The sequence below is a fragment of the Campylobacter lari genome (assembly GCF_900638335.1).
Lineage (GTDB): Bacteria > Campylobacterota > Campylobacteria > Campylobacterales > Campylobacteraceae > Campylobacter_D > Campylobacter_D lari_E.
The window spans coordinates 937,165-953,386 of the sequence record NZ_LR134508.1 but is presented as its reverse complement, the minus strand read 5'-3'; the positions used below and the strand labels follow the sequence as shown (position 1 = coordinate 953,386).

The window sequence follows — 16,222 nt, the reverse complement described above, 5'->3', positions numbered from 1 at the left end:
AAATTTTAATTTTTTTAGGAGTATTAAAATGACAGTAATCAGACTTACAAAAATGGGACGTAAAAAAAGACCATTTTATCGTATAGTTGTAACTGATAGTAGAAAAAGACGTGATGGTAGCTGGATAGAAAGCATTGGATATTATAATCCTATGGTTGAACCTGAAGTGGTAAAATTTGATGCTGAGCGTTTAGCTTATTGGAAAAGCGTAGGTGCTAAATTGAGCGATAGAGTAGCAGCTATTACAAGCAAATAAAAATGGTTGAAAATTTTTTAAGAGAATACGCAAAATTAATTGTTGATTTTCCTGAAAAAGTTGATATACAAAGACAAAATTTAGAAAATAATTTTGCTGAAATTATCATTTATGTCGATCCATCTGATACTGGTAAGTTGATCGGAAAAAATGGAAAATTAATCAACGCAATAAAAACAGTCATTATGGCTTACAAAGTTAAAGATGCAACTTCATATCGTATAACGGTAAAAGCCATTGAAGAATGATTTGGTCCAAGTTGCTAAACTTGGGAAAAGTGTTGGTTTAAAAGGTTATGTAAAATTACATAATCTTAGTGATTTTTATGAGCAGTTTAAAATAGGTGCTAAATTTTTTGATATTAATCAAAAAATTTACACCATAAAAGCTTTTGATAAAACTAGATCTTTGGTTTTATTTGAAGGCTTTGAAAGTGTTGAGATTGCCAAAACATTAACCAATATTATTCTTTTTCAAACTATTGAAGCTACAAAAGAAACTTGCAAATTAAAAAAAGATGAATATTTTTATTTTGACATAATTGGATGCGATATTATTGAAAATGAGCAAAAATTAGGTATAGTTGAAGACATTTTGGAAAATGGAGCAGGATTTTTATTTTGTATAAAATGTGATGAAAAACTACAAACAAAGGTTAAAAACTTTTATATTCCCTATGTTGATAAATATATTCAAAAAATTGATATAGAAAATAAAAAAATATTCACGCAATCTGCTTTAGATATTTTAGAAAATTCATGAAATATACTTTTGTAAGTTTATTCCCAGAGCTTATTGAGCCTTATTTTCAAACTTCTATTTTAGCAAAGGCAAAAGAAAAAGGAATATTGGAATTTGCTTTTATTAACCCTAGAAATTTCACTATAAACAAGCATTTAAAGGTAGATGATTATAAAATAGGAGGAGGTGCAGGGCTTTTGCTGCAAGCTCAGCCTTTGTATGATTGCTTAAAGCATATTAAAAAGCAAGATAAAAATATTCATTTTGTTTTTCTTTTGCCCTGTGCTAAGACTTTTAAGCAGGCTGATGCTAAAAGATTAAGCAAAAAAGATCATATCTGCTTTGTAAGTAGTAGATATGAGGGCTTGGATGAACGTATTGTGGAAGAATTTGCCAATGAGGTTTTTTCTATAGGTGATTTTATACTTACAGGTGGAGAGTTAGCGTCCTTGGTGATGTGTGATGCTATTAGCAGAAATATTCAAGATGTTCTTGGAAATAGTGAAAGTTTAAATGAAGAAAGTTTTGAAAATGACTTATTAGAAGCTCCATCGTTTTCTAAACCTTTTATTTTTGAAAAGGAAAATAAAAAATTTTATGTGCCTTCAGAGTTTTTAAAGGGAAATCACGCTAAAATTACAGCTTTAAAAACTACTTTGGCGTCTTGCAAAACGAAATACTTTCGTCCTGATTTGTATCAAAAGCATGAACGCAAATTTTAAGGAATATCGTTATGAAAAATAAATACATTGAGCAATTTGAGCAAAAACAAATTGAAGGTAAAAATGTTCCAGAATTTCGTGCTGGAGATACTTTAAGACTTGCTATTCGTATTAAAGAAGGCGATAAAACAAGAATTCAAAATTTTGAAGGTATTTGTATAGCACGTAGAGGAAATGGTGTAGATGAAACTTTCATCGTACGTAAAATCGGCGCTAATAATGTAGGCGTTGAAAGAATTTTCCCTATTTATAGTGAAAGTTTAGAAAGTATTACAGTATTGAGAAGAGGTCGTGTACGCCGTGCTAGATTATTCTATCTAAGAGATAGAAGAGGTAAAGCCGCTCGTATTAAAGAACTTAAAAAATAAAAGTGAAATTTAGAACTCAAATATATGAAACAATTTCTTGGGAACAAGAAATTCAAAATGGCATAAATATATCTAATAAAATAGAAAATGCTTATGCTAAAGAAATCTGCATAACTATGTCAAAAGATAGCTTTATGAAAGATCATAAAGCACCTTTTGATATTACCATACAAGTGTTAAAAGGCTCCATTGATTTTGGAGTTTTAAATCAACAAATTCTACTTAAAGCACTAGATAGTATAAGTTTAAAAGCTCATGAAATCCATAATCTTTTAGCGCTAGAAGATTCTATAGTGCGCTTAACTTTATATAAGCAAGATAGTCTTGAACGCGTTGAAAGTGTTTTGAAATCTTAATTTAAGCCTTATTTTGTATAATTTTAGCTTACTAAAATGAGGAAGTTAAGCTATGAAATGGACTAAAAATTCTTGGAAAAATTATAAAATTCAGCAACAACCACAATATCCTGATGAAAATGAATTGCAAAATGTTGTTAAAAAATTAGAAAAATTACCACCGCTTGTTTTTGCAGGTGAGGTGGATAAATTAAAAAAATCCCTTGCTAATGTTGTAAATTCTCAAGCATTTTTACTTCAAGGAGGAGATTGTGCGGAGAGTTTTGTAAATTTTGGCGCTGATAATATAAGAGATATGTTTAAAGTTATGCTTCAAATGGCTATAGTGCTTACTTTTGCAGGATCTTGCCCTATAGTTAAAGTAGGGCGCGTTGCAGGACAATTTGCAAAGCCAAGAAGTAGTGATTTTGAAGAGGTAGATGGGGTAAAACTTCCAAGTTATCGTGGGGATATTATCAATGGTTTTGAGTTTAATGAAAAATCAAGAATAGCTGATCCTAAAAGAATGCTAGAAGCGTATTATCAAAGTGCTACAACTTTAAATTTATTAAGAGCTTTTTCAAGAGGTGGTTTAGCGGATTTAAGAGTAGTGCATAAGTGGAATTTGGGTTTTTTAAAAAAAGCAGAGCTTGGGAGAAAATATGATGAACTTAGTGAAAAAATCACTCAAGCCTTAGCCTTTATGCAAGCTTGTGGCATCACCGATACTCCAAATCTTTCTCAAACAGCCTTTTATACTTCTCACGAAGCCTTGCTTTTGCCTTATGAAGAAGCTTTAACTAGGGTAGATAGCTTAAGCGGAGAAATTTATGATTGTTCGGCACATATGCTTTGGATAGGTGAGCGCACTAGAAAAATAGATGAGGCACATGTACATTTTTTAAGTGGAGTAAAAAATCCTTTGGGTGTAAAAATTAGTGCTAATTATAATTCAGATGAGATTAAAAAGTTAGTAAGTATTTTAAATCCGCATAATGAAGCAGGAAGATTAAATTTCATCATTCGTATGGGATGTGATAAGATAAAAAATTCCTTGCCAAAATTATTTAAAGAGTTAAAACAAGAAGGATTTAATATACTTTATAGCATAGATCCTATGCATGCAAATACGGTTAAATCGGGTAATTTTAAAACAAGAGAATTTGATAAAATCATCCAAGAAGTGCGTGCATTTTTTGAAATAGCTATGAGTGAGGGAGTATATCCTGGTGGGGTACATTTGGAAATGACAGGGCAAAATGTAACAGAATGTGTGGGAGGTTCTTTAAATATCACTCAAGAAGAACTTTCTAAACGCTATGAAACACAATGTGATCCAAGATTAAATGCTGATCAAGCTTTAGAATTAGCATTTATCATAGCAGACTTAGTTAAAAAGGCAAGAAAATGTTAAAATTTTATGGTATTAAAAATTGTAATAGTGTTAAAAAAGCTATGGATTATTTAAATTCTAAGCAAATTGAATTTGAATTTTTAGACATTAAAAAGCTAGATGAGGAGACTTTAGATTTTTGGCTTAGTAAAAGGAGTGTTTTAGAGCTTGTAAATACAGCGGGTATGAGTGCTAGAAAATTAGGGTTAAATAAAGAAAAACTCCAAAATTTAAGCCAAGATGAGATTAAAGTGATGATTTTACAAAATCCAACGCTTATAAAACGCCCATTAATTGTAAAAGATGATGAAGTTTTTATAGCTAAAGAATATGAAAGTTTTTAAAATGCTAGAGTTTTTACTCTAGCATCTAAGGAGTTTCTCAAAATTTTTAGAATTTATATTTAAAACCTACTTGACCACTTACATAAGTTTCATTTTTACCATCTGTTTTACCAGCTAGTATTTGTTTAGCTCCAATACCTGCATTAAGGCTAAATTGTTCATTGATATCAACATTACCACCTATAATGATTTGTCCATATGTTTTTTTCTTATCATTACTTTTTACACTAGGCAATGCTACTCCGTTTAAACTTGCCACATAATCATCTCCATTATTCATTACGTATTGTTCTATTTTTGGAGTGATAAATAAATATGATTCTTCACTCATATATTTTCTAAATTCAGTACCTAGTTCTAGTGATATAGAATTGTTACTAGCACTATTGACATCTTTTCCTGCTATTCCACTTTCTTTATAGTTTGGAGTGTGTGCATAGTAGTAGTTTGCTCCAGCAAAAGGTTTGATAAATAAAGTATTATCACTAAAATCAAAAACATATCCCATATTAGCACTCAAACCAAAGAATTTTCTATTAAAATCAGCACTATTTGTAGTGTTAAATCCTCTATTTACAATATCTTGATCTGTCGGAGAAATTTGAGCATATGCTTTAACATTAACTTCTACTTTTGGACTTATATAGATATTAGAATAAGCACCAAATTGGAAGTTATCTGATTTTTGGGTTAAAAGATTATCTTTTATTTCAGCATTTGCATAAGTAAAATAAGCTCCAATAATAACATCATCATTGATTTTTCTATCCATACCTATAGTAGCTCCATATAAAGCACCGCTATCTCCATCTATGATATTTGCACCACCTATTACATTACCCCAAATGCTGTTTTTATAATTATCTACATAATTTCCTCTATAATCATTAGCAGCAAATCTAATTTGAGATAATTTTGTAGCATAATTTCCATAAGGATTATTTAACATAGCCACACGAGAACCTATAGATACATCATTAGAAACATTGATGGTCGAGTTTATACCTGATGAGGCTTGATTTACATTCGAGATAGATTTAGCTGAATCTTTTATATCATTTGCTACTTGCTCCCCGACTTTATCAAATTTAATACTACCTATTGCATTAAAATCTCCACCGATTTTAAGCCCGTCTAAAATTTTAGAAACAAAGTCTTTATTAGAAGCTGAAACACTAGAATCATTTTTAATATAATCATCATTGGAGATTTCTCCACTTCCAGCATTGCTAATCATATCTTGAATTTGTTTTATTTGTTCATCAATTTTTGCAATAGCTTCATCTATTTTTTCTATATTAACACCTTCTTCATCTTTGGCATCTTCTAAATCAGTTTTAATTAATTCTAGATATTTTTTATCACTTTCTAAAATCATCTTGTTGTTATTTACATTTTCATTTGCACCACCACTAATTAAAAGCTTATTATCTTTTGTAGAAAGTTCATATTTAACAAAATCTTTTACATCTATAGCTCTTACAACTTCATAATTAAGTCCTAAGTCTTTGCTGCTCATACCTACAATGTTTTCAAAACTTTTACTCATATTTGCACTAGCTTTGTTTGAGTCTATTATATCTTCATTAAATCCTTCGCTTGCACTCATGAAAACATAGTTATTTAAAGCTAAATCACCAAAACTTGTTGTTCCTATGGAAAAGTTTGAATTTGTGATATTTGCTTTACCATTTACTTGTATGTGATTTTGACTTTTATTACCACCTATGGTAAATAGAGTAGATTTATCTGCTGTGAAATTTCCATTTACTTCAAGAGAACCTTGCAATCCATGTCCATCAGCGATTAAAATAGCTGAAGATTTTACATCATCTAAAACACCCTCTACAAGATTAGATGAACCTTTTATGCTAAAGTCTCCATTAACTATAGACTTTCCATCTAAGCTTTGAAATATCACATCTGTAGCTTCGGTTTTTTTAGCATTAATGGTATAGTTTGTTACATAACTAGCACCTTCAGAAGTATTCTTAAAAGTAAGATTGTTAGAACCCATGTTTATATTTACTCTTGAGAGGTCTTTATATTCATCTTTAGCTATAGCGTTAGCTAGGTCTGTGTAGTAAAGATCTAGAGTTAAATCACTATTTGTATAATCTTTTTTTAGGTTGAAATTTCTACCATCGCTAGCTTCAAAATACTGATTCATAGTGCTATCGTAGATAGTTATCTCTTGTGCTAAAGTAGCACTGCTTAATAAAGCACTAATGCTAACTCCCATTAAAACTTTACTTGTATGATAAGAAAGTTTCATTTGATTACTCCTTGTAAATTTAAACTAAAAAAAGCATTATACCCCCCCCATAAATTTAAGTTTAAAGTAAATGAGAAAATTATAAATGTTAGACTATTACAAGGTAAGAAAGTTTTTAAGTAGCTTTTTGCCATTTTGACTTAGTATGGCTTCAGGATGAAATTGGATTCCATAAATATCGTATTTTTTATGTTTTAAAGCCATGATGATATTATCTTCACTGTGGGCTAAAATTTCACATTTTTTACCTATATGGCTAACATAAAGAGAATGATATAAGCAGATTTTAAAATTTTGCTCAAGATTTTTAAAAAGAGGGCTTGGTTTAAAATCTATAGTTTTTACCTTACCATGAGTTGGATTTGGAAGTTTGGAAATTTTACCACCAAAAACATGTGCTATACATTGGTGTCCTAGACAAATTCCAAGAATTTTTTTACTCTTTTTGAAGTATTTTATAGCTTTTAAGCTTAACTTTGATTCTTTTGGAGAATTTGGTCCAGGGGAGATTAAAAGATGGGTAAAATCATATTTTTTAAGCTTTTTTGGATTTTTAAATTTATCGTTTTTAATGATTTTATAAGTAATGTTTAATTCTTTTAAATAAAAGGCTATGGTATAGGTAAAAGAATCATAATTATCTATAATCAAAACTCTCACAAAAACACCCTTTTTAAGCCTCTTAAAGAATTAATAGTATAAATTTCTTTAGCGTTTAAAAACTCATCTTTAGTGATATCTTTTTCTTTGATGAGTTTATGTTTTAAGAGTGCTTGTCTATAAATGCCATTGAGGCAGTTTTTAGCATAAGGAGTAAAATACTCATCATTTAAATTTATGATAATATTAGTTCTTGAACCCTCACAAAGTATGCCTTTCTCATCAAAAAAAACTATATCATAGCAAATATTTTCTTTCCATAGATGCGAATTTGCTTCATATAAACTACGCAGAGAAGTTTTATGGTGTGTTAAAAGATTTACTTTTACGATGTCTTTACTTATGAGTAGTTTTTTACTTGAATTTTCTTGTATATTGCTAAAATCAAACTCATAAAGGCCGTTTTTGAAAAGTTTTAGTTTAATAGTCTTTGAGCCTTTTTGAGTAAAATTACTTTTTGTAAAAAAATGATGATGGTTGAAAACAAAATTGTTAAAATTTTGTAAAGATTTAAAATGGAATTTTTTATCTTTACTCTCTAGTATATTTTTAAAATCATGTATTAATTTTTGAGTATCAAAGCCAAAAAAATTAGCCGAGTTTAAAATTCTTTGTAAATGTTCTTTGAAAAATAAAATAGAATGATTTTTATAATACATCGTTTCAAACAAATAAAAGCTAGATTCTAAAATTTTGCTTTTTAGTTTTAATTCTTCAAATTCATCTTGTTTTTGTGAGTCCCACACAAGTCCGCTTCCCACGCCATATCTTAAAAAATCATCATTATTTTTTTTCTCTAAAGTGCGTATGGCTACGCTAAATTTTGCTTTATCTTTATGGATTAAACCTATCGCTCCACAATAAATCCCGCGTTTTCTTTGCTCTAAATTTTCTATGAGTTTGATGGTTTCTAGTTTGGGCGCACCTGTGATAGATCCACATGGAAAAAGGGCTTTGAAAATTTTAAAATAATCATTTTTTTGCTTTAATTTTCCGCTTATTTTTGAAATGAGTTGGTGTAAGGTAGGGTAGGTTTTAACCTTAAAAAGTTCGCATTTTAAAGAATGCTTTTTAATAAGTTTTGAAATATCATTACGCAGTAAATCAACTATCATTACATTTTCACTAATAGTTTTTTCATCACATTTTAAAAAGTTTTTTAGATTTTCATCTTCTTTTGGATTATTTGAGCGTTTGATTGTGCCTTTCATGGGTTTTGTGATGATTTTTTTATTTTTGATTTTAAAAAAAAGCTCAGGTGAAAATGAAGCTAGTTCTAAAAATTCATTTTTCATATAAGCTTTATAAGGGGTGTTTTGCTTAGGATAAAGGCTTAAAAAACTCTCGTATAAATTAAGATTTGATTGTAAATGTAATTCTTGAGTAAGATTAACTTGATAACTTTGACCTTTAGCTATAGCATCTTTGACTTTGTCAAAGTTTTCAAAATACTTTTCTTGGTTTAAATTAGATGAAAAACTTGGGTAAAAGTCTAAATTTTTTTCTTCACTTGTAAAGATTTTTTTTGATTTAAAAGCAAAAAAATACAAAAAAGGTTCTTTGCTTTTATAGTTTTTATCTTCTAAGTATTTATAAAATTCATATTGAATGTAACCTAAGAAATAATAATTATTTTTATATTTTTCTATGATTTTAAAAGCTTTTTTACTTTCTTTTTGAGTGTGAGCTTTAAGAGTGAAGGCAAGATCATCATAAAGATATTTTCCAAAGATAGCAAGTGGCATTTGCATCCTTCTTAGGTTAAAAAATACACCCAAATAGGCAAAGAAATAAAGGCAAATACTATACCAAAAGCCACAGAACTAACTGCTAAATTTGTATCAAGCTTAGCTTTCATAATCATAGCTGCCATCATAGTCATGGTTGGCATAGCTGATTCAAGCAAGGCGATGATAGAGCTAGGATTTAAATCAAAATTTAAAAGTTTTAAAAGTGCTAAAAATATCAAAGGGGTAAGTATCATTTTACCAAAAATGACTATTGAAGTAGCCTTATAAGAAGTTGTAATGGAACTAAAACCTAAGTTTAATCCTATAGCAAATAAAGCTATAGGTGTAGCACTAGATCCAAGTAATCTTAAAGGCTCAAAGACAAATTCAGGGAGTGTGATTGGTTTAAAACAAATTCCTAAAATCAAAGCAACAAAAGGTGGAAAAGTAAAGACTTTTTTTAGAATTTGTAAAAAACTTACCTTTTGTTCGCTAGCTAAAGAAATAACAAAAGGGGCAAGCAAAGCCACAGGAAGTGAGGTCGCAAGAGCATCATAAAGGATAATTTCTCCTAAAAAATAAGCTTCTTTATAAATTCCACTAATGATGGGTATGCCTACAAATAAAGTATTTCCAAAACTAGAAAGTAAAAAAATACTTACCAGGGTGTTTTTGCTAAATTTAAAAAAGAAACCTAAAAATGTACAAAATAAAGCTGAAAAAAGAGCTGAAAATAGACCAATTAAAATGATAACAATTAGAGAAAAATCAAAATTTAGATGATAAGTTCTTTCAAAAATCAAACAAGGTAAAGCAAAAATAATAGCAAAATCAAGAAAAGCTCTTGCTTGTTTTTGTTTTAAAATTTTGATTTTTTTGGCAAAATATCCACCAAAAAGTAAGCAAAATATACTAAATAAAGAGGAGAAAACATACATATCTAGCTCTTAAATTATTAAGTTAAAAAACTTTTGACTAAATTTTGTATGAGCAAATTCCATCCATCTACTAGCACAAAAATAAGCAGTTTAAAAGGCATGGAAATCATAACAGGCGGTAGCATCATCATACCCATAGACATTAATACAGAGCTTACCACCATATCAATAACCAAAAATGGCAAGAAAAGCAAAAAGCCTATTTCAAAAGCAGTTTTAAGCTCACTTATCATAAAAGCTGGTACTAAAACCGTTAAAGGCACATCATCTATGGTCTTTGGATTTTCTAAATTTCTAATTCTATAAAATAGTGCTAAGTCTTTTTCTCTAGTATTTTTAAGCATAAAATCCTTAAAAGGTTTAACGCCTTTAGCAAAAGCTTCTTCATAGCCTATTTGTTCAGCAATATAAGGTTTTATACCTTCATTGTATGATTTTGTAGCTACAGGTTCCATAATGAAAAAAGTTAAAATTAAAGCCAAAGTTATTAATATAGTATTTGGTGGCATAGTTTGAGTGCCAAGAGCGGTTCTTAGAAAAGAAAAAACCACTATAAGTCTTAAAAATGAAGTCATTACAAAAATAATAGTTGGAGCAAGAGCTAGTATAGTTAAAACTATAACTATATTTAAGGTTGTTACAAGTTGTTGAGGACTATTTGGAGCACTAAGGCTTAAATTTACAGTTGGTATGGTTGCTTCAGCACCAAAAAGAGTTAAACTTAATAAAAATAAAACTAACAAAACTCTCAAAATTTTTCCTTAGTTAAAATTAGAAGCAATATTTTAGCAATTTTACTCTTAAAAATGCAATTTATATGATCGAATTAATATTTCATTTTTAAAATGCTAGAGTTTTTACTCTAGCATCTAAGGAGTTTCTCAAAATTTTTAGAATTTATATTTAAAACCTACTTGACCACTTACATAAGTTTCATTTTTACCATCTGTTTTACCAGCTAGTATTTGTTTAGCTCCAATACCTGCATTAAGGCTAAATTGTTCATTGATATCAACATTACCACCTATAATGATTTGTCCATATGTTTTTTTCTTATCATTTCCTTTGATGATGAAATTCGAACTTGAGCCAACAAATCCAGCTACATAATCATCTCCATTATTCATTACATATTGTTCTATTTTTGGAGTGATAAATAAATATGATGTTTCACTCATATATTTTCTAAATTCAGTACCTAATTCTAAAGATATAGAATTATTTGTCATGCTTTGAACTTCTTTTGCAAACATACCACTTTCTTTGTAGCTTGGAGTGTGTGCGTAGTAGTAATTTATACCAGCAAAAGGTTTGATAAATAATGATGATGAATTTGGATTAAAAATTCTACCAGCATTAGCGCTTAAGCCAAAGAATTTACTATCAAAATCAGCATTACTATAATCACTTAGCATTACTACGCTTTGGTCTGTTGGAGAAATTTGTCCATAAGCTCTTAGGTTGATTTCCCATTGATCATTTGGATTAATCAAAGAATAAATACCAAATTGATAGTTATCTGATTTTTGTTCCATAACACCATCTTTGATAGTTGAATCAGCATAAGTAAAGTAAAAACCAAGTAAAGCATTATCATTGATTTTTCTATCAGCACCTAGGGTAAATCCATATAAAGCACCACTATCTCCATCTATGATATTTGCACCACCAAAAACATTACCCCAAAAGCTATTATTAAATGAAGAATTTCCATAGTAATTATAAACATCACTTGCTAGTGCTGCTATATGTGTTGTGGCAAATTTTTCCACTAAAGCTTTATCTTGATAAGGATTTGAAAGTTTTGCTACCCTTGTTCCAATGGCTAGATCATTTGCTACGCCTATAGATGAATTAACAGAAGAATTTTGAGCATTATTTACTATAGCTTTTGCACTTGCTTTTGTATTTGTAGTAAGTGTGTTTAGATTTTTTCCTGTGGTATCTAGAGTGAGTGCTGCGATAGCATCATTGCTAAGTTTAGAATCTAAAATACTATTTAGCATATTTACAGCTAAATTTTTATTTTCTAAGCTAATATCTTTCATGTTTTCAACTAAATCACTACCATCAGGTTTTCCGCCATTAGCTTCTATGTCTTTGATTTGTTGTTCTAATTTTTTAATTTGTTCTTGTAGTTCTTTTTCTGCTTGAGCTATGGCTTCAAGCATAGCATCATCGCCAATATATCCTGGTTTTTGGTAGGAATTTTTGTTATATTCTTCATCATATTTTATATTCTTTTTTATATTCTCAAAAGTATCTAAAGCTTCTTTTCTAATATCGATTTCAGATTCTAATATCATTGCTAAATCTCTTACATTTTTATTAGCACCACCGCTAATTAAAAGACTTTTGCCATCATTAGAAACACTAAGTTTATAATCTGTAAATTTAGCTAAATCAGTATCTTCAAAAAATACATTTTTTGGTAGCAAATTGCTTGTTTCAAGCATGCTCGTTATATCTTTAGTATATAGTGCCGTTACCATGTTTTTATCTATATCTTGGTTAAAATTGCCTGTAGTTTTTATAGCTACATAGTTATTTATACCTAAATTTGAAACACTATTTGTACTTATACCTATAGCCGAATCTTTTATATTTACATCTCCATCTACAGAGATTAAACCACCTTTTTTATTTGCATCATATATACCAATAAAAGAATTATTTACATTTAAATTTCCTTGTATATTCATATAGCCATCTTTTTCGCCATATCCATTCCATACATCTAAACTAGGTCTATCAAGCTCCCAATCATTTATATTGTCACCTGTTATAGGTGAGCTACCATTAAGTGTAACATTTCCCTTTATATTAAAGGCTTTATTTGCTTCTAAAGTAGCTCTATCAGAATTTAAAATGATTTCTTTTGCTTCTAAATTAACGCTATATAAATCATATTTTGCTTCATTGGTCGAAGTGCTACCTACATCTATCCAATTATCTCCATCTCCAATAGTTAAAATACCATTTGTTTTGATATTAAATTCTTTTATAGGTTTATCGTGATTTTCTCCACCATAGTATGATTGAATATCTGAAGGGGTTATTTTTAATTCTATATTTTCTTTAGAATCTAAACTCCAAATTCCATCTTTATAGTTAAAATAATCAGATAAATTTATATAATTTATCTCTTGTGCTAAGATAGCATTGCTTAATAAAGCACTAATGCTAACTCCCATTAAAACTTTACTTGTATGATAAGAAAGTTTCATTTGATTACTCCTTGTAAATTTAAATTGAAAAAAGCATTATACCCCCCCCCATAAATTTAAGTTTAAAGTAAATGAAAATCTGTAAAAAACAAATAACAACTAGTAATAATTTTTACTTTAGCTTGTTAAAATAAGCAATAATTTTTAAAACAAAGGTAAATTATGAAAATTTCTGTGCTTATTTTGGCTGCTGGACTTGGCACGCGTATGAAATCACAAAATCCAAAAGTGCTTCAAAAAATTTGCTCAAAAGCAATGATTTTACATATTTTAAAACAAGCATATAAGATTAGTGATGATGTATGTGTGGTGCTTTCTCATCAAAAAGAAAAGGTTGAACAAGTTGTTTTAGAGCATTTTCCAAATACACGCTTTTTGGAACAAGACTTGCAAAATTTTCCAGGTACTGCAGGGGCTTTAAGGGGTTATGAGAGTAAGCATGAAAAAGTATTGATTTTATGTGGTGATATGCCTTTGGTTAAGGCAGATGATTTAGAAAAAATAGCTTTAAATGAAAGTAATTTTAATGTGGCAGTTTTTGAGGCAAAAGATCCAAAAAGTTATGGAAGAATAGTATTAAAAGAAAATAAAATTCAAAAAATAGTAGAAACAAAAGATGCAAATAAAGAAGAACTTGCTATAAATATTTGCAATAGTGGTGTTTATGCTATAAAAGCACAAATTTTAAAAGAAGTATTGCCTTTGATAAAAAATGATAACAAAGCTAAAGAGTATTACTTAACCGATGCGGTTTATTTAGCGAAAGAAAAGGGCTATGAAATCGATGCAGTGTTTGTAAATGAGCAAGATTTTATGGGGGTAAATGATAAAGTAGAGCTTTGCTTGGCTCAAGATCTTATGCAAGAAGCGATTAAAAAAGAATGGATGAGGCAAGGGGTGATTTTTCACATGCCTGCGACGACTTTTATTTCAGATGAGGTTGAGTTTGTAGGTGAGTGTGAAGTGTATGAAAATGTGCGTATAGAAGGAAAATCAAAAATCATTAATTCTATCATTAAAAGTTCAAGTGTGATTGAAGATAGTATAGTGGAAAATAGCGATGTAGGGCCTTTAGCGCATTTGCGTCCAAAATGTCAGCTTAAAAATACCCATATAGGAAATTTCGTAGAATGTAAAAATGCTTTATTAAATGGAGTTAAAGCAGGGCATTTGAGTTATTTGGGTGATTGTGAGATAGATGAGGGAACTAATATAGGTTGTGGTACTATCACTTGTAATTATGATGGGGTTAAAAAGCATAAAACCAAAATAGGTAAAAATGTTTTTGTAGGTTCAGATACGCAATTTATCGCTCCGGTTGAGATAAAAGATGAGGTAATCATCGCAGCAGGAAGCACTGTATGTAAGGATGTAGAAAAAGGTTCTTTGCATATCAATAGGGCAAAAGTGCAAATCATAGAAGATTTTTACTATAAAAAACTAGGTAAAAAATGAAAACAATCTTACTAGCAGTAAGTGGAAGCATAGCTTTTTATAAAGCTTATGAGCTTATTTCTTTATTAAAAAAAGAAGGTTTTAGGGTTAAAGTTTTGCTAAGTCAGGGAGCTTTAAAATTTGGCACTAAGCTTAGCTTTGAAGCCTTAGTGGATGAAATTTTATGTGAAGATAATGAAAGTTGGCAAAATACTAATAATCATATAGCTTTTAGTAAGACTTGTGATTGTGTGCTTTTTGCGCCTGCTAGTATAAATTCTATCAATAAATTAAACCATGGTATAGCAGATAATTTATTTATTCAAACTTTAATAGCAGTAGATAAAAATAAACCATTTTTAATCGCACCCGCTGCAAATACAAACATGTATTTACATTTTAGCACTCAAAATTCTTTAAAAAATTTAAAAGAGCAAGGCTATATTATCATCGATCCTATAGTTAAAACTCTAGCTTGTAAAGATGAGGGTTTAGGAGCTTTGGCTGAGCTTGATAGCATTATAAATACTTTAAAAAGAAGCTTAATGCAAGAAGATTTTTTTAAAGATAAAAGTTTTGTTATAAGCGGTGGTGGAACTAAAGAAAAAATTGATGATGTAAGATGTATTAGTAATTTTTCAAGTGGAAAAATGGCAAAGGCAGTTGCTGATGCTTTATATTTTTTAGGTGCTAAGGTGGCGTTAGTTAGTTCAGTAGAGTTTAAAACACCTTATAAATTAGAAAAATTTGAGTCTTCTTTAGAGTTAAAAGAAAAATTGCAAAAATATAAAGATTTTGATGCTTTAATTATGGCTGCTGCTGTGAGTGATTTTACTCTAAAAGCTTATAAGGGTAAGATTAAGAAAAATGAGCATTTAAATGGACTTGATTTAAAATTAAAGCTTAATGAGGATATCTTAAAAAATTTAGATTTTAAAGGCAAAAAAATAGGCTTTAAAATGGAATTTGATACGCAAAATGCACTAGAAAATGCTAAAAAATCTTTAGTTAGTAAAAATTTGGATATGGTATGTTTAAATGTTTTAAATGAGCAAATGAACTTTGGAAGCGATGAAAATAGTATATGTTTTATCACTAAAGATAGCATCTCTCAAAGTTTTAAACAAAGCAAAGAAAAACTTGGCTTTATTTTGGCACAAGAATTAAGGAAATTTTGGTGAATATCATCAACTCAACCTTACCTGTAAGAATGCAAATTTTAGAAAAACGCGCATATAATCGCTATGTATTGCTTTTAAACACTAAAAAGCTTGAAACAAAAAGTATGATAGAGCTTGAAGTAGGGGAGGAGTATTTAGCTGAAGTTTATGAAGATAAAGGCGTGATTTCTTTTAAAAATCTTTTGAAAAAGCCTAAAATTAGACTTTTTGAAGAGGGAGCTGAACTCATAGAAAAGCTTTTGCAAGAAGGTGATGAAAAAGCTTGGTATAAAAAATTCATTATCCAAAGACTTATGGAAAGCAAAAGTGCGTATGAGTTTGAAATTTATAAGGAAATGTTTTTTGCATTTTTTGAAGGAATTTATCATATACCTTTTGTTTATGAGGGAAATAGGGCTTTGTTTGAAGCTAAGAAAAATGGAAATATTTTAGAGGTGTATTTGTATTTTGAAATTTTTGGTGCTTTAAAAATTATAATTGATAATGGTAAAATCACACGCATACAAACACCTTTTGCCAAAGTAGCACATTTTTTAAACGAGTATTTTAAATTTGAAGTAGTTAATACGCTCAATCCTATGTTTGTTTTTAAAAGATTGATGGATATAAAGGGATAGA

At 29.3% G+C, this 16,222-nt stretch carries 17 protein-coding genes; 11 read left to right on the top strand and 6 right to left on the bottom strand.

The window, feature by feature from the left end; translation table 11 throughout:
- The first annotated feature begins 28 nt into the window (after positions 1–28).
- Genes rpsP through EL235_RS04905 form a run of 8 tightly spaced genes read left to right on the top strand, consistent with a single transcriptional unit; the run spans position 29 to position 4,159 of the window.
- The gene (rpsP, locus tag EL235_RS04940; protein ID WP_012661702.1) at positions 29–256 is read left to right on the top strand and encodes a 30S ribosomal protein S16; all 228 of its coding nucleotides are present in this window, start codon (positions 29–31) and stop codon (positions 254–256) included.
- A gap of 2 nt (positions 257–258) precedes the next feature.
- Positions 259–504, top strand: coding sequence for a KH domain-containing protein (locus EL235_RS04935; protein WP_012661701.1), 246 nt, complete (start codon positions 259–261; stop codon positions 502–504).
- Positions 494–1,018 carry a ribosome maturation factor RimM gene (rimM, locus tag EL235_RS04930; protein ID WP_126340926.1) on the top strand — a complete coding sequence of 175 codons (525 nt, stop codon included), beginning with the start codon at positions 494–496 and terminating at the stop codon, positions 1,016–1,018. Before EL235_RS04935 ends, rimM begins: the two co-directional genes overlap by 11 nt.
- On the top strand, positions 1,015–1,719 hold the full coding sequence (gene trmD, locus EL235_RS04925) for a tRNA (guanosine(37)-N1)-methyltransferase TrmD (protein ID WP_039626476.1): 705 nt from the start codon (positions 1,015–1,017) through the stop codon (positions 1,717–1,719). The genes rimM and trmD overlap by 4 nt, the downstream gene beginning before the upstream one ends.
- Positions 1,720–1,730: 11 nt before the next feature.
- Entirely contained in the window at positions 1,731–2,087 is a 357-nt protein-coding gene (rplS, locus tag EL235_RS04920; RefSeq protein ID WP_012661698.1) for a 50S ribosomal protein L19, read from the top strand.
- Between the two features lie 2 nt (positions 2,088–2,089).
- A complete protein-coding gene (locus EL235_RS04915) occupies positions 2,090–2,443 on the top strand; it encodes a cupin domain-containing protein (protein WP_232017381.1) in 354 nt (117 codons plus the stop codon).
- 52 nt (positions 2,444–2,495) lie between these two features.
- Positions 2,496–3,836 carry a class II 3-deoxy-7-phosphoheptulonate synthase gene (locus EL235_RS04910; protein WP_039626474.1) on the top strand — a complete coding sequence of 447 codons (1,341 nt, stop codon included), beginning with the start codon at positions 2,496–2,498 and terminating at the stop codon, positions 3,834–3,836.
- On the top strand, positions 3,830–4,159 hold the full coding sequence (locus EL235_RS04905) for an arsenate reductase family protein (protein WP_039626471.1): 330 nt from the start codon (positions 3,830–3,832) through the stop codon (positions 4,157–4,159). Before EL235_RS04910 ends, EL235_RS04905 begins: the two co-directional genes overlap by 7 nt.
- Positions 4,160–4,205: 46 nt before the next feature.
- Here EL235_RS04905 and EL235_RS04900 read toward each other — a convergent pair whose 3' ends face one another.
- The 6 genes from EL235_RS04900 to EL235_RS04875 form a co-directional block, all read right to left on the bottom strand.
- Entirely contained in the window at positions 4,206–6,434 is a 2,229-nt protein-coding gene (locus tag EL235_RS04900) for an autotransporter outer membrane beta-barrel domain-containing protein (RefSeq protein ID WP_126340925.1), read from the bottom strand.
- Between the two features lie 96 nt (positions 6,435–6,530).
- Entirely contained in the window at positions 6,531–7,094 is a 564-nt protein-coding gene (locus EL235_RS04895; protein WP_126340924.1) for an anthranilate synthase component II, read from the bottom strand.
- Positions 7,091–8,839 (bottom strand): chorismate-binding protein, encoded by a 1,749-nt coding sequence (locus EL235_RS04890; RefSeq protein ID WP_126340923.1) that lies wholly within the window; start codon positions 8,837–8,839, stop codon positions 7,091–7,093. The genes EL235_RS04895 and EL235_RS04890 overlap by 4 nt, the downstream gene beginning before the upstream one ends.
- A gap of 11 nt (positions 8,840–8,850) precedes the next feature.
- Positions 8,851–9,762, bottom strand: coding sequence for an AEC family transporter (locus EL235_RS04885; protein WP_039626462.1), 912 nt, complete (start codon positions 9,760–9,762; stop codon positions 8,851–8,853).
- Between the two features lie 17 nt (positions 9,763–9,779).
- Positions 9,780–10,514, bottom strand: coding sequence for a flagellar type III secretion system pore protein FliP (gene fliP, locus EL235_RS04880; protein ID WP_039626461.1), 735 nt, complete (start codon positions 10,512–10,514; stop codon positions 9,780–9,782).
- Between the two features lie 138 nt (positions 10,515–10,652).
- A complete protein-coding gene (locus EL235_RS04875) occupies positions 10,653–12,989 on the bottom strand; it encodes an autotransporter outer membrane beta-barrel domain-containing protein (protein ID WP_126340922.1) in 2,337 nt (778 codons plus the stop codon).
- 162 nt (positions 12,990–13,151) lie between these two features.
- Here EL235_RS04875 and glmU point away from each other — a divergent pair, with 162 nt between their 5' ends.
- The 3 genes from glmU to EL235_RS04860 are packed head-to-tail and all read left to right on the top strand — an operon-like array spanning position 13,152 to position 16,221.
- Positions 13,152–14,444 carry a bifunctional UDP-N-acetylglucosamine diphosphorylase/glucosamine-1-phosphate N-acetyltransferase GlmU gene (glmU, locus tag EL235_RS04870; protein WP_114640427.1) on the top strand — a complete coding sequence of 431 codons (1,293 nt, stop codon included), beginning with the start codon at positions 13,152–13,154 and terminating at the stop codon, positions 14,442–14,444.
- Positions 14,441–15,604 carry a bifunctional phosphopantothenoylcysteine decarboxylase/phosphopantothenate--cysteine ligase CoaBC gene (coaBC, locus tag EL235_RS04865; protein WP_039626455.1) on the top strand — a complete coding sequence of 388 codons (1,164 nt, stop codon included), beginning with the start codon at positions 14,441–14,443 and terminating at the stop codon, positions 15,602–15,604. Before glmU ends, coaBC begins: the two co-directional genes overlap by 4 nt.
- Complete coding sequence (locus EL235_RS04860) at positions 15,601–16,221, top strand: hypothetical protein (protein WP_039626453.1); 621 nt, start codon at positions 15,601–15,603, stop codon at positions 16,219–16,221. Before coaBC ends, EL235_RS04860 begins: the two co-directional genes overlap by 4 nt.
- The last annotated feature ends 1 nt before the right edge of the window (position 16,222 follow it).